The following is a 22,978-nucleotide window of genomic DNA, read 5'->3' as shown; positions in this document are numbered from 1 at the left end:
GTTGAGTTCCGGCGGGGCTCAGGTAAAATCTACCGACTGATTGAAAGGTAAGACCTAATTACCGTTTTTGGCTAGGCATTGAAGGTTGGCAATATGATCCCTGCGGAGCGACAACGAATCATTCTAAAAATGCTGGAGTCTCGTGAGATCTGCACCATTGGTGAGTTGACCGAGAAACTGGGCGTTTCCCATATGACGGTGCGACGGGATATCGCCAAGCTGGAGAGCAAGGGCCGGGTATTCTCCGTCGCCGGTGGCGTTCAGCGTACCGAAACCGTGCGGGAAGAGCTGACCCACCAGACTAAGAAAAGCCATAACATAGAGATAAAGCGCGCTTTGGGCAGGGCTGCCGCACAGATGATCCCGCCTCGGGCAACCGTCTACCTGGATGCGGGCTCCACCATGATGGAGGTCGCGCGCCAATTGGTTGATCGTGATGATATCCTACTGGTAACCAACGACTTTTTTATCACCGCCTATTTGGCCGAACACGGTCGTTGCGAGATCTACCATACCGGGGGCAAGGTGGACCGGAGGAATAACTCTTGTGTTGGCCAGCAGGCCAAGTCATTCCTTAAGCAATTGAATATTGATGTTGCCTTTATCGCTTCGGCTTGTTGGGACAATCGTGGGATCTCCTCCCCCAGTGAAGACAAGGTGATGGTCAAGCAGAAGGTGGCGATGGTGTCCCGTGAGGTGATCCTGGTCTGTGACTCGAGTAAGTTTGGCAAGACGGGTACCTTCCTGGCATTGCCGAACGAGGCGTTTGATCGCATGTTGACCGATGACGGATTGCCTGCGGGTTACTCCGAACAACTGGCGCAAAACGATGTTGAGGTGGTGCTGGTTCAACCCGAATGAACGGTACTGATTGCGCGACACTAGCCGCCCAGGGCCTGGAGTAAGGCTCATGGGCTTTTGAGGTTCCCATGACTCCTGCGGTGAAGCTGGCGGAAAAAGCCAAGATCCCCTTTACATTGCATCAGTATGACCATGATCCGGGCGTCGACTCCTTTGGGCAGGAAGCGACCCAGGCGTTGGAGCAGGATCCCAGACAGGTGTTTAAGACCCTGCTGGCGTCGAATGAGACGGGAAAGCTGTGTGTCGCGGTGGTGCCTGTCGCCGGATTGCTGGATCTGAAGTTGTTGGCCAGGGCCTGGGGAGCGAAGAAGTTGGTGATGGCTCCCCCCGCCGAAGCCGAGAAACAGACCGGCTACGTGGTGGGCGGGATCAGCCCTTTGGGTCAGAAAAAGCGCTTGCCGCTGTTTCTGGATGAAACGGCTCGAAGCTTCAAGCGGATCTACGTTTCAGCCGGACGGCGAGGTTTGGAGATCGAGCTGTCCCCGGCCGATCTGGTGCGACTGACCGGGGGAAAATGGGCCGAGCTGGCCCGGGAACGATAGGCGGCTATTGCAGCAGGGGATGATCTTTGGGCAGTTTGCCGGCAATCCATTTTGCCAGGCGTTGACGCATATGCAGGCCATTTTCCTGCTCCTCGGGCAGGGGAACCAGCAGCTTGTCATTGACCAGCAATCGATAGATACACTCTACTTTTTGATCGGCTGAATCGGTTGGCCCAAATGTTTTGAAACCCCGCTTAACGGCGTAATCCTGGCCGACCTCAAGCGCTTTTTTTAAGAGTTCTTTTTCGTGTTTCAATTTTTTCATGGAAGGCTCCTTTGACCACACCAGCTTAACGCAAAGCATCCCGTGAAGGCGATAGTTCAACTCACCCTATCAGCAGTTTGCGCCACCAGTTGCAAGCAGGGAAGGCCTTCCGACTCTCCCTCCCTACGCAGCATCGAACGCTCGAAAAGCGCATAGGCCGAGCCTCGGTCCTTTTGCTTCTTGGCTTTATACATGGCGACATCGGCGTATTTCACCAGCTCAATATCGTCCACCGTGTGATCCGGAGCCATGGCGAGCCCAATACTGACACCGACCCCCTCTTCTAATTCCAAAGCCGGAAGGGGCACACTCAGGTTATGGATGATTTTCTTAACGACAACTTCCACGTTCTCCAGCGTGTATAAGTCTTTTAACACTATCAGGAACTCATCACCGCTTAGGCGAAAGACCAGATCTGTTGAGCGGACCGATTGCCTTAGGCGTTGCGCACAGTTGACGATAAGTGTATCGCCAGCGTCATGGCCCAGGGTGTCGTTGATCAGTTTCAAGTTATTGATATCAATAAAGAGTACTGAGACTTTGCTCTTTTCTCTGATGGCATCTCGGATCCCGCCTTGCAATTGGGCAACCAGGGAGGTTCGATTGCGAAGGCCGGTCAGTTCATCGCGCTCGTGCTTCTCCGACAGGGAGGCCTGATCCCTGTGGATATTGCCGATCTGGTGTTGTACTGCGGTGATCAGGGCGGTCAGTTCCGGTGAGCCAGAGACGTTGCGCAAAGGCTTGGAGCTGGGTAACTCCAGATCCTCCAGTTCTTTGATTATCTCTTGTAAGGCATAGAAATGCTTGAACTTAAGGTACCAGTTGGCATAGCAAAGCAATCCGAGTATGGCGAGAAAGGCTAAGATTGCGACGCCGTTCCAGTGGTTCGCTTGGCGACGCAGAGACGCCTGATGCTCTTTGAGCAGGATCTCTTCGGCTGCGAGAAATTCCTCGAGTTCGACCAGCGTTTTTTGAAATTTTTCGGATTTGAGAACCAGGTCGATGGTTTTAACAGCCTGGTGATGGGGGACACTTTGGGTGTAGTGATAGTGTTCATCCAGGCGTTGATAAAAACGACGTAAGAGGTCGAGGCTCATTTGAGCCTTGCGGTCGTTTTCCCTTCCTTTCAGGGCTTTATCAAACAGCTTGATCTGCGATTTTAATTGCGAGGCGTGCTTCAGATAGGCTTGCTGGGAGTGGCTCTCTTCCGTGTTGATATATTGGATCAGCGAATCCCAAGCTTGAGCCAAGTTGACTTGGAGCCCATGGCTGATTGTATGCAACTGGTGCATCTGAGCCATACCATCCAGCCTTTGGCCGTCCGCCTGGTGGAGCTTGTAGGCCGCCAGGCCGAGCAGGCTGCTGCCCAGGGCGGCCAGTATCAGTATTATCGTGATATGGGCTCGGGTTGACATCTTGCTATCCCTTAAGAACGTTCTAGGGCTGGGCGCAGTATGGAGGCCGGTTCAGATCCGGGGTCTCGGTCGTATGGGGCTGTCGAGGCCTGGCACAGCAGAGGTGTCGTCAAGGCCCAGATCTCCTGACGGATCCGCTCCAGCGTTTTTTGATTCAGGCAATGCAAGGTGCTTGCGTCCCAGTGTGCCTGGATCGTGAGGAACCCATCGAAGTGAGCGTCGAACAGGTCGACCAGGGCGGGATCGAAATGACTCCCTCGGTTTTTGATGAGTTCGTCCCTGGCCCGGGTGGCGGGCCAGCTGGCTTTGTAGGGGCGTTCCATGGTCAGGGCGTCGAAAACGTCGGCAATGGCGACAATGCGGGCAGCTTGGGGGATGGCATCGGCTACGAGTCCATCGGGGTAGCCCTTGCCGTCCCAGCGCTCGTGGTGAGAACGAGCGACTTGTGCGGCGATCTGAAACAGGTTGGTATCGCTGGCCGCCAGGAGTCCGTGTCCGATCAGGGTATGTTGCTTCATGATTTGACGTTCTTCGTCGGTCAGCCTGGCGGGTTTTTTCAGGATCTCGTCCGGGATCCCGACTTTCCCCAAATCATGCATGGGGGCTGCCATCTCCAGCGCTTCCGATTGACTCGGGGTCCACCCTGCCAGTCGGGCCAGGTAGCCGGCATAAGAGGCCATACGCCAGATATGGACGCCGGTGACGTCATCATTGAGCCGGCCTAACTCGCCCAGCATAAATACCGAATCGAGAAAGATTTGATGGACCACGCTTTGGGATACCAGAGAGAGGTGGGCAGCGATCCTGGCGCGGACGATCCCTGGGACTATGGGTTTGGAGATGTAATCCACGGCACCCGCTTCGAAACCGATACGCTCATCGTGATCATCGTTTTGAGCGCTGACGAAGATCACGGGAATGTTCGCCGTCCTGGGGTCGGACTTCAACATTGTGCACACCTGGTAACCGTCCAGACCGGGCATCTTCACGTCCAGCAGGATCAGATCGGGCTGATGGCTTACTGCCCAGTGAAACGCCTGATCTCCCTGTTCGAGAAGCTGAAGCTGATAATCGGCGCACAGGGTGTGTCGCAAGGCGGCCAGGTTTATCGGTTCGTCATCGACGATCAGGAGGCGGGCCTGCTTCATACTGACTCTCCTTGTTCTGCTTGGCTTGGGTCAAGGCGATGAATCCATTGCTGCGCCAAGCTGCGGTTATCCTGGTTGATGGCTGCGTCGAGGGCCTCCATGGCCTCGGTCGGCAACCTGTCCTTAAGCTTGACCGAGACCTCGGTCCAGGACGCAAGGAGCTCCTCCCTCGAGCCGCTGGCCAGGACCTGCCCCAGGGCCGTCAGTCTGGAGGACAGGGGATCGCTTGAGTCTGGGTTAAGAGAGGGCTTTTGAGAGCCTATTTCGCCATCCGTGGCACCGTGCTGGTGCAGATAGCGTTCAATGGCGGCGAGTGTTTGCGTTAAAACTCGCTCGAACTCCTCTTGTTGTGCCGGCGTTGGTGCATTGGCGACGCTTTCCTGTTCTCCAGCCTGGACGCCCAGCGCCTCCAGACCCAAGGTCAGGGCTGCACCCTTGAGTTTATGCAGGTAATGCTCTCGCGCCTTCGGACTCTCCTGCTCAAGCAGCGTCTGATTGGCCGCCATATAGTCTTGTTTGAATCTGGCGAGGTATTGGCAATAGACGGATGGGGTTCCCCAGATGAGTAAGCCTTTCTGTTCCACCAAAAATGGGCTGTCGGGATCGGGAGCGGGGACCTGGGAGAGGGTGATGATCTGCCCGGCAGGCTCCAGCAAGGAGAGAACCCGTTGTATTAACTGTTCGGGCTCGTAAGGCTTGGTCAGTACTTCGTCCATGCCCGCCTGGAGGGCGGCATGGTGTTGTTCGTTGAAGGCGCCTGCCGTGACCGCGACAACCGGCAGTTCGGCTAAGCCCAGTTCGTTACGGATGGCATGGGTGGCTGAGTAGCCATCCATGACCGGCATTTGCACGTCCATCAGTACCAGATCCACAAGTTGGGCGTGGGTTTGTAACCAAGTCACCGCTTCCTGTCCGTTTTGGGCCAGGTCCACCTTGGCCCCTTCATCTTTCAGGATCCGCTCGGCCACGTCCCGGTTGATCTCGCTGTCATCGACCACCAGAAGCCGGCGTCCTGCCAGTCGGGCCTGTGACCGCTCCTGTGTCGAGTCGCTAGGCGGGGCGTGGCGACGCTCGAGGACCTGTTCAACCGCTTTTTGGATCAGGGACGGGGTCACAGGTTTTTCGACAAAAGCATCGACAAAGCGGGCATCCGGGTGCTTCAGGATCTCGTTGTGTTTGTACGCTGAGACCATTAACACTATGGGTCGGTCCGGCGTGGTATCGAACTGACGGATCTGCTTCGCCGCCGCCAAGCCATCAAGTTGTGGCATGTTCCAATCGAGCAGCAGGAGCTCAGGAAGGGTTTCACCTTGTTCGCTTTGGGCCTTGAGTTGCTCAACGGCTTGCCGCCCATCCTCGACACAGGTGGGTTGCCACCCCAAGGTGAGACAGACCTGCCTCAGGGCCTGACTGGCTACATCATGGTCTTCGGCGATCAAGACCGATTTCAGGGGGGAGTCAACTCTGTAGCCACCCTGAACATGGCGCTCGAAAGGCAGGGTGAACCAGAAGTTGCTGCCTTGACCCAAGGTACTTTCCACACCAATCTCTCCGCCCATCAGTTCGACCAATCGATGGCTAATGGCCAGGCCGAGGCCGGTTCCGCCAACACTGCGGGTCAGTGAGCCGTCAACCTGGCTGAAGGCATCGAAGATGGAGGACAATTGATCCTGAGGGATCCCGATCCCGCTGTCGCAGATGTTGAAGGTCAGATCGAGATGCGAAGGCCCGCGTGTCTGCTGGGTAATGGTGAGCATGACATGGCCCTTCTCGGTAAATTTTAAGGCGTTGCTGACCAGGTTCAGGAGTACTTGTTGCAGGCGAGCCACATCACCGAGAAGGCACAGCGCCGGATCAACCTTAGGCTGGATCACCAGCTCGATGTGAGGATTCTCTTCGTAGTTACTCATGATCGAGGACATGAGTTCCAGCACGGAGTCCAGTTCGAAGGGTTGACGCACGACGGTGAGTTTACCCGCTTCGATCTTTGAGATATCCAGGATCTCATTGATGATATTGATCAGGCTTCGGCCAGCGACAATGATCTTCTGTACCGAGTCGGCGTATCGAGGGGGAAGGGGCTCTCTGGAGAGTAGGTGGGCCATGCCCAAGATGGCGTTGAGCGGAGTCCGGATCTCGTGGCTCATGTTGGCGAGGAAGTCGCCTCTGGCCTGTGCGGCGAGTTCAGCGCGATGCAGAGCCTTGGCCCGACTGATGGTGTTCTCTATATCCATACCGGTCCCGAGGATCTTCAGTTTGGTCTCGGTATCGAGCCGGGTCTCCACCAGCTGAGCATGGAGTTGGATATGGCGAGGCTTGCCGTCTCGCATGATCTGTACCACCTGCTCCCATTTCCGGCCCTGTTGAGGGGGGTGGGCGAGCAGACGTTCCAGCAGGGGACGGTCATCCGGAACCAGCAGCCCCAGCCAGATCTCCAACCCGGTAAATGTCTCCTCGCTGCCTGTTCCGTGGATCGCACACATTTGGCCGTCCCAGTACAGTGAGCCATCCTCCAGGTTTAACTCCCATATCCCTGTGTTGGACGCCTCTGCCGCCATGCGGGCGCGTTGGGCGGAATCTTTGACGCTCGCCTCCAAACGGTATTGCTCGCTGAGATCCATGACGGTGGCAATCACGCCAATATCCTGCTCGAACTCAAACGGGGCGATGCTGACATCCACCGGAAAGGCATCGCCACTCTTTCGCAGGCCTCGCACCGTGCTCTGCGGGCGGCCCATATTGCGTGTCTTACTGTTGTTGATAAAGTGATCTCGATAGCCCTTATGAGAGTGGCGCAGCTCGCTGGGGATCAAGCATTCAATGGATTGCCCCGTGAGTTCGTGGGCGCGGTATCCGAACATGCTGTCCAGGGCGGTATTGGTGCGTTGTATCACGCCGGACTTGTCGATCAGCAGGGAACCGATGGGCAGGTTTTGCAGCAGTTGCTTGTTGATTCGGTGAGAGCGGTTCAGTTTTTGCCTCAGGGTTTGCCAAAACAGGGAGATCAGGAAGCACAAGGCAAACAGCGGAAGGAACTGGGCAAACCAGGCGAGACCCAATGGGGCGACTTTGGCGTATTCAAGCCGAGCGATAAGGTGCCAGTTGTTGTAATGTGTTCCTGATTGGTGGGCGAGGGTGTTTGCTTTGATCTGTCGCACACTGAAGAGGGCATCAGGACCGCGCCAGATGCCTTCTGTGCTGCCGTTTATGGCGTCCATCAGTTCGCCGTGGTTGCTTTGTAACGTCAGGGGGCGGTCGTACATAAAGCCCCAGGATAGGGTGGGATCCGGACTGAGCAGCAACCGACCGTCGGCATCATAGAGTTCCATGGTACCGTTTCGGGTCAGGCGATTGATTGCTTGGATGGGGGCCAGTAGATGATCCCCCTGATAGTTTAAGAGCAGGAGTTGATATTGCTCCGGCGTGGAGCCAGGGATCTTGGTGATCAAACGAAGGGTGGGTTGGATGGGCTCGGCAATCTTGCCGTTTTCGACATTGAGATCCAGGGGGGACAGATAGATCTCTTCGTCATTGAGGCTACGGCCCGCTTCGAAATAGTAACGTTGTGATTTGTTTTGCAGGTTATGGGGAGGAGTAATGTTCGACAGTTGCAGGTTTGGAAAATACTCCAGTCTCAGTGTTTCCATGCCCTGGTTATCGAGCAGACGTATCTGAAAGTAGTTGCCAGAGCCCCGAACAAAGGTTTGCAATGTTTCCAGGAGCGCTTGGCGATTAGTGCTATCCGGTTGTTGGACAAAGTTTTTTAGTTCCGGTTTCTGCCTGAGATAGGCGATATCATCGCCGATCCTTTCCAGGGCAAGGGCCATGCCTTGGGCTGTGATCTCCGTCATCAGCTCTTGCTGCTGATGCGCGGACTCTAGCAGGCTATGACGATTTATCAGTTGTACAACCAGTAGCAGTAAGGCGACCGGCAGAAAGAGTGCTGTGGCTCGCAGCCATGTGGTGCGTTGAAACAATTTATGACTCTCCACCCTTAACTCTCCTTGTCAGTGTGGATCACTGTTTTTGCGATAAATTCGCATTGAACAGTCTTTTTCTTAATCTAATTCAATATAGTCGGTGAGCATATTGCGTCAACTTCTTGAGATTGGCGGAATTTTGACGACTTGAGCCAGAAAAGGACGTCACCGGAATGGGGGATATCCTAAAGTGCGGCTTCGGGGGCTCCATCACCGATAAAAATGTGACAAGTCTAACGTGAACTTGTCACTTGTTTACGTTTTCCCTATACCTTCGGGCCAGGTGCTATGACAGCATGTAGAGCGCAGTTCATCTCTTACCATGGCGCTGGTTCTGCAGGCTCCTTCGGTCTGTATTGATGGACATGTAAGCGCTCACAGCTTGGTTGGCTGACGTACGATAAATAACAATAGATAAACGGAGTTATTCCCCAATGCCCCCTCTTTGCCGTTTCAGTAAAGTCAGCTTGGCTTTGCTTTCCACCCTCGTCTGCGGCGGCGTCGCTCAGGCGGCCCAAGTACATTATGTGACTTTAGCCGAGGGTGTGCAGATCACAGCGGATCCGGTACAGACACAGGATCAAGGTGCCCAGGCGGTTGTGGCGGGCGCCGACATTATCCAGATCCGCACTCGCTCCGTGATCAATGAGCACTTGATCGGCATGGGAGGCGCGTTCAACGAGATTGGCGGTGAAGCCTTTGTCCGCCTGCCCAAAGAGCAGCAGAAAATGTTGGCCCAGGCCCTCTTTTCTCGTGATAAGGGCAGTGGCCTGACCGTCAACCGCACGGCGGTTGGCTCCAGCGACTTTGGTTTTGATGCCTACAGCTACAGCGAAGTGGCCGATGACTACGAGATGGCCCATTTCTCCATCGAACGGGATGAAAAATCGGTGATCCCCTTTATGCAGGCAGCCATGGCCGAAAACCCGGAGATGATGGTTTTTGCCTCGCCCTGGAGTCCACCCGCCTGGATGAAAGAGTCCGGCATGATGGATCGGGGGCGTCCACGCCATATCGAAACCAGTGTGCTGAAGTCCGATCCCAAGATCTACCAAGCGTATAGCAGCTACTTCGTCAAATATGTGCAGGGATACGCCAAACATGGGATCAGCATCGATCGTCTGTTGATCCAGAACGAGCCGGATATCGTCACCCGTTACCCCTCCTGTGATATGCCGCCGGAGCAGATGGCCGAGTTGACCTTCAACCATGTTATCCCTGCATTCGAGCAGGCGGAACTGGATACCGAGATCTGGGCAGGCGCTTTCCGCGGTCACCGTGATGATGCCGCGGCCTTTACTACCTTGCCTGGCTCGGAGAAAGTGGCTGGCGTGGGGATGCAGTACGCCCGCGAAGATCAGGTGGAGCACCTGTTCTTTCAGGGCATTCCTGTCATGCATACCGAGAGCAAATGCTACAACGGCCGCAACACCTTCGAGCAGGCGCGAAGCCGTTTCGAAGAGGTGGCGAGTTGGTTTAATGCGGGCTCTGAAAACTTCGCCTACTGGAACATGGTGCTTAACGAAGAGCAGTCCAGTGGTTGGAACTGGCGCCAGAACAGCCTGGTGACCGTGGACCGTGACGAGGGCAGCGTGACCTTTAATCCGGATTACCTGCCAATCTCCCTGCTCAGCCGCCATATTTTGCCTGGAGACAGCAGCGTGCTGGTTAAGGGCGCCGATCCGGCCATGGCTGTGAAGCGTGAAGGGACTCTGGTTGTCTTCCTGCAAAACGATGAGGCCGAGCCTCAGCACAAGACGGTGAAGATCGACGGAAAAGAGCACGGTGTGGTGCTGCCTGCGTACAGCCTCAGCGCGGTTGAGTTTACGCTGTAGTCGGTCATGTCGCCCGGTACGCGGGTCGAGTCTTAATAAGATCCAAGGCCGGGAACGGCTTTGGATTTTTTATGCCACTTCAGATCCAACCCGCCGATAAAAGTGGTGCCATCGGGTTTCTCTTCTCAGGCGAGCCATCCGTGGTACAAGGTTGATCGAAGGGAAACCCCAAAAAGGCCCGCATGTGCGGGCCTTTATTGCCGTGTGGCTACGGATCAGTAACTTTCGTTGTGGACCGAGAGCACGGCGCGGCCCGATGGATCGGTGACCGCAGAGAGGCTTTCGTCCCAGGCCAGGGCCTGTGGTGTGGAGCAGGCGACCGATTTGCCACCGGGTACACATTTGGCGCAGCTGTCCAGTGGGAACTGCTCGGCGAACAGGGTACGGAAGAGATAGGCTTCCTTGGTGTCCGGTGTGTTGTGCGGGAACTTGAAGTGGGCGTTGGCCAGATCGGCATCGCTCACTTGAGTCTCCGCGTACTCCTTGATGGAATCGATCCAGGAGTAGCCGACGCCGTCACTGAACTGCTCCTTCTGACGCCAGGCGACCGACTCGGGCAGGTAGTGGGCGAAGGACTCGCGCAAGACCTGCTTTTCGATCCGCCCCTCTTTGATCATCTTGGCTTCCGGGTTCAGCCGCATCGCCACATCGATGAACTCCTTGTCGAGGAAGGGCACGCGCCCTTCGACGCCGAAGGCGGCCATCGACTTGTTGGCGCGCAGGCAATCAAACTGGTGCAGCTTGGCCAGTTTACGTACCGTCTCTTCGTGAAATTCCTTGGCGTTTGGTGCCTTGTGGAAGTAAAGGTAACCGCCGAAGATCTCATCGGCGCCTTCGCCGGAGAGCACCATCTTGATCCCCATCGCCTTGATCATGCGGGCCATCAGGTACATGGGCGTGGAGGCGCGGATGGTGGTCACATCATAGGTTTCGATGTGGTAGATCACATCGCGGATGGCATCGATCCCCTCCTGCACGGTGAAGTGCAGTTCGTGGTGAACCGTGCCCAGGTGCGCCGCGACTTCGGCGGCGGCGACCAGATCCGGTGCCCCCTCCAGGCCGATGGCGAAGCTATGAAGCTGTGGCCACCAGGCAGCGGTGTCTTCATCTTCCTCGATGCGACGGGCGGAGAACTTCTTGGCCAGGGCCGAGGTGATGGAGGAGTCCAGTCCCCCGGAAAGCAGGACCCCGTAGGGCACGTCACACATCAACTGGCGTTTGACGGCGGCTTCCAGAGCTTGACGCAGTTCATCCCGACTGGCCGGGTTGTTCTGAACTTCGCCATAGTGTTCCCAGTCGCGCACATAGTAGTGCACCGGGCTGCCCTTCTTGGAGTCGAGATATTTACCCGGCAGGAACTCTTCGATCTGGGTGCACACAGGCACCAAGGCTTTCATCTCAGAGGCAAAGTAGAGGTTGCCCTGCTCATCGTGTCCCTGATACAGCGGGATGATGCCAATGTGATCGCGGCCAACCATATAGCGTTGATTCTTCTTGTCCCAAAGGACAAAGGCGAAGATCCCGTTGAGCTTATCGAGGAAGTCCACACCGTACTTATGGTACAGCGCCAGGATCACTTCGCAGTCAGAACCGGTCTGGAATTCGTAACCAACGCTGAGCTCTTCGCGCAGTTCGCGGTGGTTATAGATCTCACCATTGACCGCCAACACCAGGTTGCCGTCCGGGCTGTAGAGGGGCTGGGCGCCGTTGTCGATATCGACGATGGCCAGCCGCTCATGGGCCAGGATCGCCTGATCATCGGCATAGATCCCGGACCAGTCCGGGCCTCGGTGACGCAAGGTTTTCGCAAGTTTTAAAGCGGATTGGCGCAGCTGGGCCGGATCCGATTTCAGCTCTAATATGGCAAAGATCCCGCACATAGGGACAACTCCTTTGGACCTTTATATTTTGTTCGGGGGAAGGCTCAGACTGCCATGGGCGATTGGGGAAACCAAGCCTGACAGACACTTGAGCAGGGCTTTGCTTATGAGGTGAGGTGAACTGCTTATACCTTGCGCATGAGGACCTTAAGCCACCCATCCCCGGGGCATCTCTTGAGACAGCAGATCAGGTATCCACAAAAGGTGAGTTGCTAAGGAATTAGATCAACCCTTACCGAGATTTACGTAAATTTGAGGCTTTGGCTGTCTCGGCGAGGTCGTCTTTCCGATATTGTGTGGCAACCCTTCCCAAGTGAGGGGAACAATAAAGAGTTGGAGTAGATAGTGAAAAAATTGCAAGCAGCGCCCCGGCTGTCGGCGTTGGCCGGTTGCCTGATGAGCGCCTGGATGGTGCCAAGTGCCTTGGCCGCTCAGCCTGTCGGCTCTGCGGCGGTGATCGCCGGTGGTGTTGATCTGGATGCCACCCGCGAAGAGCGCATGAGTTGGTTCCGCGATGCCAAATTCGGCATGTTCATCCACTGGGGCGTGTACGCCATGTGGGAAGGCCAGTACCAGGGTAACGATACCCCGCGTTACGCCGAATGGATCTGGAACAACGGCCGCATTCCGGCCAACGAATACATCGAGATGGGCAACCAGTTCAACCCGGTGAATTACGATCCCAAGGCCTGGGCCGAGATGGCCGAGCAGGCGGGCATGACCTATATGGTGATCACCGCCAAGCACCACGACGGCTGGGCGCTGTGGGACACCCCGACCTCCGACTGGGGCGTCAAAAACACCCCTTGGGGCAAAGATCTGCTGGGCCCGCTGAAAGATGCCGCGACCGATGCCGGCCTGCGCTTTGGTTTCTACTACTCCCAGTCGCTGGACTGGGGGAATCAGGGGGACGAAGGCGGCGTGCACTGGGACAAGAGCTACACCGAGTACGGCCCGGACAAATCCACCTGGCCGGCACGCCTGGATCAGTACCACCGTGAGATCGCTCAGCCTCAGGTGGAGGAGCTGACCACCCGCTACGGCGATCTGGATATCTTCTGGTGGGACATGCCCAAGAGCATCACCGACGCCCAGGGCCAGAAGCTGGCGGACATTCTGTGGGGCAATCAACCGCACATCGTCTCCAACGGCCGCCTGACCGGTCGGAATAACGCCGTCGATTACGGTGACTTCGATACCCACGAGCAGTCCATCCCGGCGGTCCCACAGCTGGACAGCTACTGGGAAAGCTGCATGACCATGAACCACACCTGGGGTTGGCGCGTCTCGGATCACGACTGGAAGAGCACCACCACCTTGATCCACAACCTTACCGGCGTGGTGGCCAAGGGCGGTAACTACCTGCTCAATATCGGGCCCAAGCCGGATGGCAGCTTCCCGCAAGCCTCCATCGACCGCCTGCATGAGATCGGTCTGTGGATGGACGTGAACGGCGAGGCCATTCACGGTACCGAAGCCACCCCGTTCCTGTTCCAGCAGGCGTTCAACGGCGCCGTGACCCAGCGTAAGCACGATAAAGGCACCACCTTGTACCTGCACGTCTACGACTGGCCGTCGGATCAGCAGCTCAAGGTATTGGGCGTCGGCAACGACAAGATCAGCGCCTATCTGCTGGCCGATGCGGACAAGACACCGCTGACGATCGAGCGCGACAGCAAAGGCCTGAACATTGCCGTCCCAGATCAGGCACCGGATCCCCACAGCAGCACCGTGGTGCTGGAAGTGATCGGCGAACTGGAGATCTTCGAGGTGGGCGGCGTGATGACCGCCGATGGCATGACCCTGCGGGCACTGGACGCAGAGCGTAAAGGGGTGAGCTATGAAGCCTGGCACAACAGCCTGCGTGATTGGGATAACCCTGACAGTGCCGCCAGCTGGTCGGTGGACTTCAACGAGCCGGGCCGCTACGCCATTGAGATGCTGCACGGCAATATGGAAGACGCCAAGCTCAAGCTGACCTTGGGTGACTACCAGAGCGAGTTGTTCATTCCCGCCACCGGCGAGACCAACATGCGCAACAAGTACCTCAAGCCGGGCATTGTCGGCGAGCTGGTGGTGAAAGAGGGCGGCGAGCAAACCCTGAGTCTGTCGCCCGTGAAAGGGACGGCGCCTTTGTCCTTCTCCGAACTGACGGTCAAGCACCTGCCGGACGCGCTGCAGCGCCCCGATGGCAACATCACCCTCAATGCGCTCAGTGCGGATCACCCGGGTCAGGCTGAGATCCGTCGTGGTGCCCGTCACCTGCTTGAGGGGCAAAAAGAGACGTTTAACTGGGTGTCCACCATTACCCGTCAGGCGGGTCACTTCGATGCGGTGATCCGCTATCAGAGTGAGCAGGCGCAGCAGCTGGCGATCTGGGTGGGTGAGCAGCGTTACGACTTCACCCTGCCGGCCACCGGTGCCTTTGTTGAGCCGCTGGATATCCATCTGGGTCAGCTCAACCTCAGCGAGTCCGGTGCCACGCCGATCCGCATGGAAGTGACGGCCAAGGGCAGCTTGGACTTCTATGGCATCGAGCTGTACGAAGCCAACTTCTTTGCTGCGGCCCAGGCCGAGGGGCAGCCACTGGCCACCCAGTTCCCCATCGCTCGGGCGCGATACAGCCACACGGACCGCGGCCAGCACCCCCATGCCTACTTTGCTGACAAGGTGCTCGACGGCAAGCGGGAGACCCGCTGGATCCCGGACTTCCGTCAGCCCAAGCAGCGATGGTTTGAGATCGATCAGGGCGAAGCGGTGACCATCAAGACCATCACCACCCAGATCACCGCGCCCAAGAACAACGGGATCCCGCTGGACAAGCTGATCCTCACGGTGCGTTATCAGGACGCCGCTGGCCAGTGGCAGACGCTGACCGAGCTGTCGGCGGCCGAGGCCAACCAGGGCTTTGCCGTGGACAAGACCGCTCGCCAGTGGCGCTTCGAGTTCAGCCAGCAGCGCGGCAACTTCTCCGTGCGCCGGGTTGAGATGAGCCAGTAACCCGGAATAAGCCGTTGAAGCCGCCGTTGGGCGGCTTCTTTTTGAACCCCGTTATCGAGCAGAACAATGACTTTAGGACGTTCTCTATCCCTGGCCGCCGGCGGCTCCCTGCTGCTGGCAGGCTGTGGCACGGCCGAGCAACACCTGCATACGCCATCGACGAAGGCCCCCAACCTGCTGATCATCTACGCCGATGATCTGGGCTACGGCGATCTGGCTATTCAGAATCCCAACGCCAAGCTGACCACACCGAACCTGGATCAGCTGGCCCGTGAAGGGATCCGCTTTACCGATGCCCACGCCTCCTCGGCGGTGTGTACCCCCAGCCGCTACGCCCTGTTGACCGGCAACTACCACTGGCGCCGGGGCCATGGCATTGTCGGCAGCTTCGATCCCTCCTATTTCAATCCCGGTGAATACACCCTGCCGCGGATGTTGCAGCAGGCCGGCTACCATACCGCCGCTTTTGGCAAGTGGCACCTGGGCTGGGACTGGGATGCGATCAAGCAACCCGGCGCCAAAGAGATCGGGGAAGGGCGTCAACGCTACTACCCGGCCGATGCCTTTGACTGGACTCAGCGCATTCCCGGTGGCCCGGTGGATCTGGGCTTCGATTATTACTTCGGTGAGGATGTGATCAACTTCCCGCCCTATACCTGGTTTGAAAATGACCGTGTCCTGGCCGCACCGACCCAGCAGCAGGAGTTCCATAAGACACCGCCGAAAGAGGGCGGCTGGGAAGCCCGGCCTGGACCGAGTGTGGCGGACTGGGATCCCTACACCGTGTTGCCGACGTTGGCAGAGAAAGGGGTGGAATACTTGAAGCAGCAGGATGGCAAGCAGCCGTTCTTCATGTACTTCTCCTTGCCGTCGCCCCATGCGCCGATCATCCCCAACGACGAGTTTGACGGCAAAACCCAGGCGGGCCCTTACGGTGACTTCGTCTACCAGACGGATCATGTGATTGGCCAGTTGCTGGACACCCTGGAAGCGCAGGGCCTGGCGGACAACACCATCGTGGTTTTCTCCTCCGACAATGGCGCGGAGAAGTACATGGTGCAGCGCTGGAACAAATATGGCCATGACAGCTCCGGCGGCCTGCGCGGCATGAAGCGGGATCTGTGGGAGGGGGGCCATCGAGTGCCGATGATCATCCGCTGGCCGGAAAAATTGGCCGGCGGCCAGGTGTTGGATCAGACCATCAGCCACGTCGATGTCATGGCGACCATGGCGGGCCTGACGGGCACACAACTGCCCGAGGATGCGGCACTGGACAGCTATGATCTGATCCCGTTGCTGATGGGGGAGTTGGGCGAGGCTCAGCTGCGTCAAGGCACGGTGCAGAATACCGGTCCCGGCGTGTACGCCATTCGCCAGGGGGACTGGTTGCTCATCGACCACCACACAGGCAGTCACAATAACAAGGTGCCCAAGGTGTACTGGACACTCAGCGGTACCGAGCCGGATGAAAAAAGTACTCAGGGTCACCTGTACAACTTAAAGGTCGATCTGGCTCAGAAGGACAACCTGTTCCAGCAATACCCAGAGCGGGCTGAGCAGATGAAAGAGCTGCTTCAGCGCTACCTTGATGACGGGCGCAGCGTGCGCCGTTAATGTCGCTTTTTTTCTCTTCATGACAAGCATGCCAGCCTGAAAATTCCGGGCTGGCATTGGATAGCGCAAGGAAAACATAATGATAAAAAACACCATGATGCTGGCTCCGCTGGCACTGTTCACCGGCCAGGCGCTGGCGGTGGACGTCGCACAACCGGCAAAGCCCAACATCATCCTGATGATGGCGGATGATCTGGGCTGGGGGGATGTCGGTTACCAGTGGGATACACCGATCGCGACGCCTGGCCTGGACGAGATGGCGGAGCAGGGGCTGCAGTTCTCCCGCTTCTACTCGGCGGCCCCGGTGTGCAGTCCGACCCGAGGGTCTCTGATGACCGGTCGTCATCCGTTCCGTTATGGGATCTACTTCGCCAATGTCGGCCATATGAAGCATGAAGAGATCACCGTCGCGGAGATGCTGCAAGACATGGGCTATGCCACCGGACACTTTGGTAAGTGGCACCTGGGCACCCTGACCAAGGACGTACTGGACGGTAACCGGGGGAGCAAAGTCCCGGAGCATTACTCGCCGCCATGGGAGCACGGTTTTGAGCGGGTGTTCAGCACCGAGTCGAAAGTGCCTACCTGGGATCCCCTGCTGAAACCCAAGAAGGGCCCCTACAAGTATGGTTGGGCCCCCATTGAGAACAAGGATGATGCGATCCCCTACGGCACCCATTACTGGAATGAGAAGGGCGAGTCGGTCACCGATAACACCGAGGGGGATGACTCCCGAGTGATTGTCGACCGGGTGATCCCCTTTATGCAGGAAGCGGTCGAGGCGGATCAACCGTTTTTCGCCGTGGTCTGGTTCCACACCCCGCACCTTCCCGTGGTGGCCGGTCCTGAGTACCTGGCGATGTACCCGGATGCACCGAGCCTGCACCATGCCAACTACTATGGCGCCGTGACCGCGATGGATGAGCAGATCGCCCGGATCAATGGGGAACTGGCGCGTTTGGGGATCAAGGACAATACCTTGATCGCCTTTACCTCGGACAACGGACCGGAGAGTCACCATCAGGGGGAGAAGATGCAGCCGGGCAGCGCCGGGCCGTTTCGTGATCGCAAGCGCAGCCTGTACGAAGGCGGCATTCGGGTGCCGGGCGTGATCGTCTGGCCGGATCAGATCGAAGCGGGCAGCGAAACCCGGTTCCACTCCAGTACCAGTGATTACCTGCCAACGATTTTGGAGATGGTGGGCGCCAGTCTGCCGGACGAGCGCCCCATCGATGGCGTCAGCCTGCTCCCGGCGTTTGCCAATCCCACGCTTGAACGGGACAGCGCCATTGGCTTTCGCAGTGGCCATGCCGCCGCCTGGTCCGATACCCGCTATAAGCTGGTGAAATCCGTCTCTCGTGATCTCAGACGTCAGGCCGATGAGTTGCTCAAGCTCAGCGATGGCCCGGCCACCTACGAGTTGTATGATCTGATCGCCGATCCTGCTGAGACCAAGGATCTGGCGGCGCAGATGTCGGAGCGGGTGAAGCAGATGGATCAGGCGCTGATCGCCTGGCTCGAGAACATGGCTGTCAGTGACAGTGGTGCGGATTATAACAACTAAAGATCTCAAACAATTATGACTTTTATACGTACGATCCCCAGCCTAGTGCTGGCGGCAACCTTTCAGGTTCAAGCCAGCGCCGAACAACCCAATGTGCTGTTTATTATCTCGGACGATCACAGCTACCAGGCCCAGGGGCATCTGGGGCTGGACAATATTCAGACACCCAATATCGATCGCCTAGCAGCAGCCGGTACCCACTTTACCCACACCTTTAACCAAGGGGCCTGGGCCGGGGCCGTGTGCGTGGCCAGCCGCTCCATGCTTAACTCCGGGGCTTTCCTCAATCGCGCCGAGTCCGCGCTGCGTACCTATCCGCAGTGGGCCGACTACATGAACGACGCCGGCTACGAAACCTATATGACCGGCAAGTGGCACGTCCCGGCGGTTGAGCCTGCTTTTAATCATATCGACTTTAAGAACTACCGTCGTGGCATGCCGCAAAGCCCCAACAGCTATAACCGTCCCTTGGATCAGGAAGATTTCGAAACGGGTTGGCAGCCGTGGGATCCGAAAGAGCTGGGTTTCTGGCGCGGTGGTGAGCACTGGACCGATGTGGTGTCCAATATCGCCATTCGACAACTTGAGGAACATAAAGAGCTGGATGCCCCCTTCTTTATGTACTTGGCTTTTAACGCTCCGCATGATCCGCGCCAGGCCCCGAAGGAGATCGTCGATCTCTACCCGGTCGAAGAGATGGTGGTGCCTGAGAGTTTCCTGCCGGTCTATCCGGATCTGGAAGAGGTGGGCTTGAGCAAGAGTCTGCGGGATGAGCGCCTGGCGCCCTTCCCACGAACCGAGTTTGCCATTCAGGTGCATCGCCGTGAGTACTATGCCTCCATCACCTACCTGGATCAGCACATCGGCCGTGTACTGGATGCCCTGGAAGCCAGTGGCCAGGCCGACAACACCTATATCGTCTACACCTCGGACCATGGCCTGTCGGTGGGTCACCATGGGATCTTGGGCAAGCAAAACATGTACGAGCACAGCATGCGCGTGCCCTTTGTGGTGACCGGTCCGGGCATTGAAGCCGGCAAGGTGATCGACACGCCTATCTACCTGCAGGATGTTATGCCCACGGTGTTGAACTGGGCGGGGATCCCGATCCCAGAGCATGTCGAGTTTAAGCCACTCAATCCTTTGATGGATGGCGAGAGCGATCGTCACTACGCCAACATCTACGGCCACTACCGTCACTTGCAACGGATGATCCGTCAGGATGAATGGAAGTTGATCGTCTACCCGGAGGCGAAGCGCCCCTTCCGACTGTTTAACCTGGAAAAGGATCCCTCGGAGATGAGTGATCTTTCCACCAACCCGGAATACCAAGGGAAGATGGACAGGTTGAAACGCGATCTGCACCAATTGCAAGTAGAGATGGGCGACTCGCTGGATCTGTCCGAACTGCTGCTCTAAGCCGTCACGGGCTTATCACGGTCAAGGCCCCGGGATCTTTCCCGGGGCCTTGTGCGTTTATAGCGGGCATGGACTGTGACATACCGTGCCGAAAACGCTCAATGGGTTAAGCTACGCTGTTGAGCTGCTGTCCCATCGAAACAGAAATGAGACAAAGCGTCATGGGTTGATATTCCTTGGCCAGCGCTCTGTGGCTCCAAGTTAGGCAGGTTTTGCTCAGTATCTAAGTCGATAGGGAAAAGGTCAGATCACCAAGGTGTCTGCCTGCTGGTTCAGGATCGCCAGGGCAGTGGCGATCTCATCGTTGAGTTCGTCCCCCAGCGCGAAGAACAGGCATAGGCCCTGGCGGTAATCTCGCTGCGCATCGCTGACTGCAACCTTGTGTAGCTGTCCTGCGGCCACCTTGGGGGCGGCGGTGGCGTTGGTCAGCAGGATCCAGCCATCCTGTTTCAGACACTCGATCGCCAACTCCAGCGTGGCGACACGCTGCACTTCATTGCCCAATACCATGCTGGCCAGCTCGCCGGGGGAGGTGGTTTGCAGCTGCAGTTGTGACAACAGTCGCAGCTCATCCATGGTGACCGCCTGCCGAGAGGCCAACGGCGAGTCCGGGTGGCAGTAGCTGGCCATTGCCATGCTGCCCAGATAGCGGGATTGCAGCCGAGCTTTGGTGCGCGGACTGTTCTCTGCCGCCATCAGTGCAAGCTGACAGGCGCCGGACTCGATGGCCTGGTAGGCGTCGTTGCGGCTGGCCATCACCAGATGGACGGTGAGTCTGGGGTAGTGTTGTTTGATCGCCGCCGTGGCTTCGGCAATCCAGGCTGGCGGGATCATGGCGTCGTAGTAGAGGGTCAGGGCATCCAGTGGCCGATCCAGCAGGGAGAAGGCGGCCAGTGAAAAATCCTGCACCTGTTTGGTGACATTGGCGGCCCGTGGATAGAGCTTGTGGGCCGCGGGGGTCGGCGTGGCTTTGCGTCCTTCGATGGTAAACAGGGCGACGCCAATGGTGTCCTCCAGTGTCATTACATGCTCTCGGATGGTACTGCGCTCCTTGTCGGTCGCGCGGGCGGCGGCACTGTAGGAGCCGTGTTGAAACACCAGGGTAAAGGCGTTGATCTGCTCTATCGATATCATCAACTGGATTGGTCGAGTTAGGGAGTAAATCATTCTAACGCTGAAACAAAAAGGCGCCAAGCTGTGAGCTTGACGCCTTTGTTTGCCACTGTCCCAATCTGTTGTTGAATGTGTAATTTGCTTTTAAGTGATGACTTTACGCATCAATCAAGTCCGATGCCGCGCTGGCGGCGGCAGCCAAAGAGGGCAGGCCCTCTCTGGACTCTCCCGGCCTCCATCGTCGCAAAATCCTTGCTCCCATGGCCTGATTCTGCGGCACCGGTGCGAGTCGGCGTCCTGCCTCCGCGCACCGCTCCGGCCATCCTTGGCCCTCGGCCTTGACTCAATCCATTCCGCTCTGGCGACTCAAAGTCGGCGAAAAACGGGTGGATCATCGAGGTTTGTCATCAAAATCTGCATATTGGCTCGCCAACAACCCCTTGCGATAGAGCCTTTGTCTCTCTGCCAAGCACGGCTTATAGGCAGGGGCGATCCTTATGCCTGGCCGTCAGCGCTTATTCTTGGTTCAGGATCTCTGCCGCTTGGCGGAAGTAGGCCGGGATCTTGATCTCACCATAAGGCGGGATGTAGGAGACGGCGGAGAAGTAGACTGCAGCAAAATCACGTTCGGGATCGATGTAGATCCCCTGGCCGGTATTGCCGTGCTTGTACATGGCGCCATCCTCATAGAACCAGTCAAACTGGTAGCCCGCCTTCACCGGCTTCTCACCGGAAATGGCGATGGCCTGACCCTCTTTGGCACCGCCGACAAAGGCCGTGGCGTCACCGGAGGCGCGGATCTGCTCCAGCAAGGTTGGGGTCACCACTTGCTCATGGGCCACCTTGTTCCAGCTTGGGGTATACATCGCCGCGTACTTGGCGAAATCTTCCAGTGTTGAGGAGACTATCCCCAGATTGAGCGGCGTACCATCCTGGGACAGGTGCATCGCCAGTGGCATGCGTGCGCCGAGCTTGCCCCAAATGCGCTCTTCAACCACGTCGGATACCCGCTTGCCGGTCACTTCCTGGATGATCATCCCCAGCACATGGGTGTTGAGGGAGGAGTAGCGCAGGCGCTCGCCCGGCTGTTCATCTTGCAGCGGTTGGACGTCGCGCAACGCGTCGAGCCAGTGGGGACGTTCGATGGAAGTGTCGGTCGAGGTGACGGTGCTGCCGACGAAGCGGACAAAGACGCCGTCGGGATCGAGGATCGACGAGTTGGTCTCTTCGTGATCCAGACCGGCGGTGTGGTTGAGCAGGTTCAGCACCGTTGGTTGATCCCATGCTGTGCCTTTGAGGGCCTTGGCGTACTGGGTAACCGGGGCATTGACGTCGATTTTGCCCTCTTCAATCAGCATCGCCATCACCAGGCCGGTCAGCGTCTTGGCGGAGGACATCCAGATATGCATGTCGGTTGGGCTCATGCCCGGGTAGGATTCGTACACCACCTCACCCTTGTGGATCATCATCACGCCCTGACTGCGGAACAGCGGATCCACCACATAGTCATTCAGGCTCATCGGCCCCTTGCTGTCGGTCTCCACCAGGATCTCGCCGATCTCGGCTTTGAGGTTGCGCTTGAGGATCTTCTGCTCAGGGTGAGGATTGATCAGATCAGTGCGCATCACCGATGACCAGTTGGTCAGGTAATAGAGGGTATGGTCGCCGCCCATCTGGGCGTGGAAGCTTTCGAAGCTGTCGTAGGCCCCCTGGATAAAATCCGCGTCAAAGCCCTCTTTGGCTTGGGTGACCGGCATGGTCAGCTGGGCACCGGGTGCCGCCAGATATTTCGCCAGTGGATGATCGGCCGGAACGGCTGCCAGGGTGGCAGTACTGGTGAACGACATGACCGCCAGTGTCAGTGCCTTGATGTTCGACTTTTTGGTCATCACTCTTCCTCTTGAGATTGCGTCAGGACATTTCGCTTTTTAGGGATTCTATCGGTCCGGTTGGTCGGCACAATGCGATTGTGTAGGGGAGAACCCAACAAATGTCGTGATGATTCTGGCACCCTGGTAGAATTTTGAGGTATGCCTATCGATGGTGTTAGTAAATTAATCCATCCTTCCGTTTTGCGGGCACTTACATTCGCGAGCTGTAGGTCTCTGTGTTTACACAGGTCTGTGAGCCAGACACTTCCAATCTTTGTCCTTGAATTATTAGGCTGCCACTTAATTTAACACATTGATAGTAAGGGTGTTTTGTGGGTGGCACGCACTCATAAGGCGATACAAGGGCGACTTGCCACCGCGCCCATGGGTCTCACCGATGATGGCTGAACACGGCCAGACGAAATTCATCATTATCCTAGTGGATGATATGGGCGACTCGCTGGATCTGTC

General features: G+C 57.3%; 15 protein-coding genes. 8 read left to right on the top strand and 7 right to left on the bottom strand.

Annotated features, from left to right (window positions below; all coding sequences use genetic code 11):
* Positions 1-93 precede the first annotated feature (93 nt).
* A complete protein-coding gene (locus tag AC2D8U_RS18575; protein ID WP_484620571.1) occupies positions 94-861 on the top strand; it encodes a DeoR family transcriptional regulator in 768 nt (255 codons plus the stop codon).
* A gap of 68 nt (positions 862-929) precedes the next feature.
* Positions 930-1,403, top strand: a complete 474-nt coding sequence (gene ybaK / locus AC2D8U_RS18570; RefSeq protein ID WP_484620570.1) for a Cys-tRNA(Pro) deacylase — start codon at positions 930-932, stop codon at positions 1,401-1,403.
* A 4-nt stretch (positions 1,404-1,407) separates the two neighbouring features.
* Here ybaK and AC2D8U_RS18565 read toward each other — a convergent pair whose 3' ends face one another.
* Entirely contained in the window at positions 1,408-1,668 is a 261-nt protein-coding gene (locus AC2D8U_RS18565) for a DUF5062 family protein (RefSeq protein WP_484620569.1), read from the bottom strand.
* Positions 1,669-1,724: 56 nt separating this feature from the next.
* Positions 1,725-2,960: a diguanylate cyclase domain-containing protein gene (locus tag AC2D8U_RS18560; RefSeq protein WP_484620568.1), complete on the bottom strand. Its 1,236-nt coding sequence runs from the start codon at positions 2,958-2,960 to the stop codon at positions 1,725-1,727.
* On the opposite strand from AC2D8U_RS18560, the gene AC2D8U_RS18555 reads away from it, so the two are divergent.
* Positions 2,946-3,080 carry a hypothetical protein gene (locus AC2D8U_RS18555; RefSeq protein WP_484620567.1) on the top strand — a complete coding sequence of 45 codons (135 nt, stop codon included), beginning with the start codon at positions 2,946-2,948 and terminating at the stop codon, positions 3,078-3,080. The two genes, AC2D8U_RS18560 and AC2D8U_RS18555, sit on opposite strands and share 15 nt — an antisense overlap.
* Positions 3,081-3,094: 14 nt before the next feature.
* Here the strand turns inward: AC2D8U_RS18555 and AC2D8U_RS18550 are convergent, their stop codons facing one another.
* Entirely contained in the window at positions 3,095-4,231 is a 1,137-nt protein-coding gene (locus AC2D8U_RS18550; RefSeq protein WP_484620566.1) for a response regulator, read from the bottom strand.
* Positions 4,228-8,082: a hybrid sensor histidine kinase/response regulator gene (locus tag AC2D8U_RS18545; RefSeq protein ID WP_484620565.1), complete on the bottom strand. Its 3,855-nt coding sequence runs from the start codon at positions 8,080-8,082 to the stop codon at positions 4,228-4,230. Before AC2D8U_RS18545 ends, AC2D8U_RS18550 begins: the two co-directional genes overlap by 4 nt.
* Positions 8,083-8,645: 563 nt before the next feature.
* On the opposite strand from AC2D8U_RS18545, the gene AC2D8U_RS18540 reads away from it, so the two are divergent.
* Positions 8,646-10,046 carry a glycoside hydrolase family 30 protein gene (locus tag AC2D8U_RS18540; RefSeq protein ID WP_484620564.1) on the top strand — a complete coding sequence of 467 codons (1,401 nt, stop codon included), beginning with the start codon at positions 8,646-8,648 and terminating at the stop codon, positions 10,044-10,046.
* A gap of 215 nt (positions 10,047-10,261) precedes the next feature.
* Here AC2D8U_RS18540 and asnB read toward each other — a convergent pair whose 3' ends face one another.
* A complete protein-coding gene (gene asnB / locus AC2D8U_RS18535) occupies positions 10,262-11,926 on the bottom strand; it encodes an asparagine synthase B (RefSeq protein ID WP_484620563.1) in 1,665 nt (554 codons plus the stop codon).
* Positions 11,927-12,271: 345 nt separating this feature from the next.
* Between asnB and AC2D8U_RS18530 the strand changes: the two genes are divergently transcribed.
* From AC2D8U_RS18530 to AC2D8U_RS18515, 4 genes are all read left to right on the top strand, one after another.
* A complete protein-coding gene (locus AC2D8U_RS18530) occupies positions 12,272-14,926 on the top strand; it encodes an alpha-L-fucosidase (protein WP_484620562.1) in 2,655 nt (884 codons plus the stop codon).
* Positions 14,927-14,992: 66 nt separating this feature from the next.
* Positions 14,993-16,540: a sulfatase family protein gene (locus tag AC2D8U_RS18525; RefSeq protein WP_484620561.1), complete on the top strand. Its 1,548-nt coding sequence runs from the start codon at positions 14,993-14,995 to the stop codon at positions 16,538-16,540.
* 79 nt (positions 16,541-16,619) lie between these two features.
* Complete coding sequence (locus AC2D8U_RS18520; protein ID WP_484620560.1) at positions 16,620-18,104, top strand: sulfatase-like hydrolase/transferase; 1,485 nt, start codon at positions 16,620-16,622, stop codon at positions 18,102-18,104.
* A gap of 15 nt (positions 18,105-18,119) precedes the next feature.
* A complete protein-coding gene (locus AC2D8U_RS18515; RefSeq protein WP_484620559.1) occupies positions 18,120-19,523 on the top strand; it encodes a sulfatase family protein in 1,404 nt (467 codons plus the stop codon).
* A gap of 243 nt (positions 19,524-19,766) precedes the next feature.
* Here the strand turns inward: AC2D8U_RS18515 and AC2D8U_RS18510 are convergent, their stop codons facing one another.
* Positions 19,767-20,690, bottom strand: a complete 924-nt coding sequence (locus AC2D8U_RS18510; protein ID WP_484620558.1) for a LysR family transcriptional regulator — start codon at positions 20,688-20,690, stop codon at positions 19,767-19,769.
* A gap of 461 nt (positions 20,691-21,151) precedes the next feature.
* Positions 21,152-22,525, bottom strand: coding sequence for a serine hydrolase domain-containing protein (locus AC2D8U_RS18505; protein WP_484620557.1), 1,374 nt, complete (start codon positions 22,523-22,525; stop codon positions 21,152-21,154).
* Positions 22,526-22,978: the final 453 nt, after the last annotated feature.

This window comes from Ferrimonas sp. YIN67, assembly GCF_057219095.1.
Note: the sequence above shows the minus strand (reverse complement) of the source record. Positions and strands in the feature narration are given on the sequence as shown.

Bases quoted from the DNA above. Each gene is read 5' to 3' on its own strand.
- AC2D8U_RS18575 (WP_484620571.1), top strand. From the start codon at position 94: ATGATCCCTGCGGAGCGACAACGAATCATTCTAAAAATGCTGGAGTCT.
- ybaK (WP_484620570.1), top strand. From the start codon at position 930: ATGACTCCTGCGGTGAAGCTGGCGGAAAAAGCCAAGATCCCCTTTACA.
- AC2D8U_RS18565 (WP_484620569.1), bottom strand. From the start codon at position 1,668: ATGAAAAAATTGAAACACGAAAAAGAACTCTTAAAAAAAGCGCTTGAG.
- AC2D8U_RS18555 (WP_484620567.1), top strand. From the start codon at position 2,946: ATGCAACTGGTGCATCTGAGCCATACCATCCAGCCTTTGGCCGTCCGC.
- AC2D8U_RS18560 (WP_484620568.1), bottom strand. From the start codon at position 2,960: ATGCACCAGTTGCATACAATCAGCCATGGGCTCCAAGTCAACTTGGCT.
- AC2D8U_RS18550 (WP_484620566.1), bottom strand. From the start codon at position 4,231: ATGAAGCAGGCCCGCCTCCTGATCGTCGATGACGAACCGATAAACCTG.
- AC2D8U_RS18545 (WP_484620565.1), bottom strand. From the start codon at position 8,082: ATGACGGAGATCACAGCCCAAGGCATGGCCCTTGCCCTGGAAAGGATC.
- AC2D8U_RS18540 (WP_484620564.1), top strand. From the start codon at position 8,646: ATGCCCCCTCTTTGCCGTTTCAGTAAAGTCAGCTTGGCTTTGCTTTCC.
- asnB (WP_484620563.1), bottom strand. From the start codon at position 11,926: ATGTGCGGGATCTTTGCCATATTAGAGCTGAAATCGGATCCGGCCCAG.
- AC2D8U_RS18525 (WP_484620561.1), top strand. From the start codon at position 14,993: ATGACTTTAGGACGTTCTCTATCCCTGGCCGCCGGCGGCTCCCTGCTG.
- AC2D8U_RS18520 (WP_484620560.1), top strand. From the start codon at position 16,620: ATGATAAAAAACACCATGATGCTGGCTCCGCTGGCACTGTTCACCGGC.
- AC2D8U_RS18515 (WP_484620559.1), top strand. From the start codon at position 18,120: ATGACTTTTATACGTACGATCCCCAGCCTAGTGCTGGCGGCAACCTTT.
- AC2D8U_RS18510 (WP_484620558.1), bottom strand. From the start codon at position 20,690: ATGATTTACTCCCTAACTCGACCAATCCAGTTGATGATATCGATAGAG.
- AC2D8U_RS18505 (WP_484620557.1), bottom strand. From the start codon at position 22,525: ATGACCAAAAAGTCGAACATCAAGGCACTGACACTGGCGGTCATGTCG.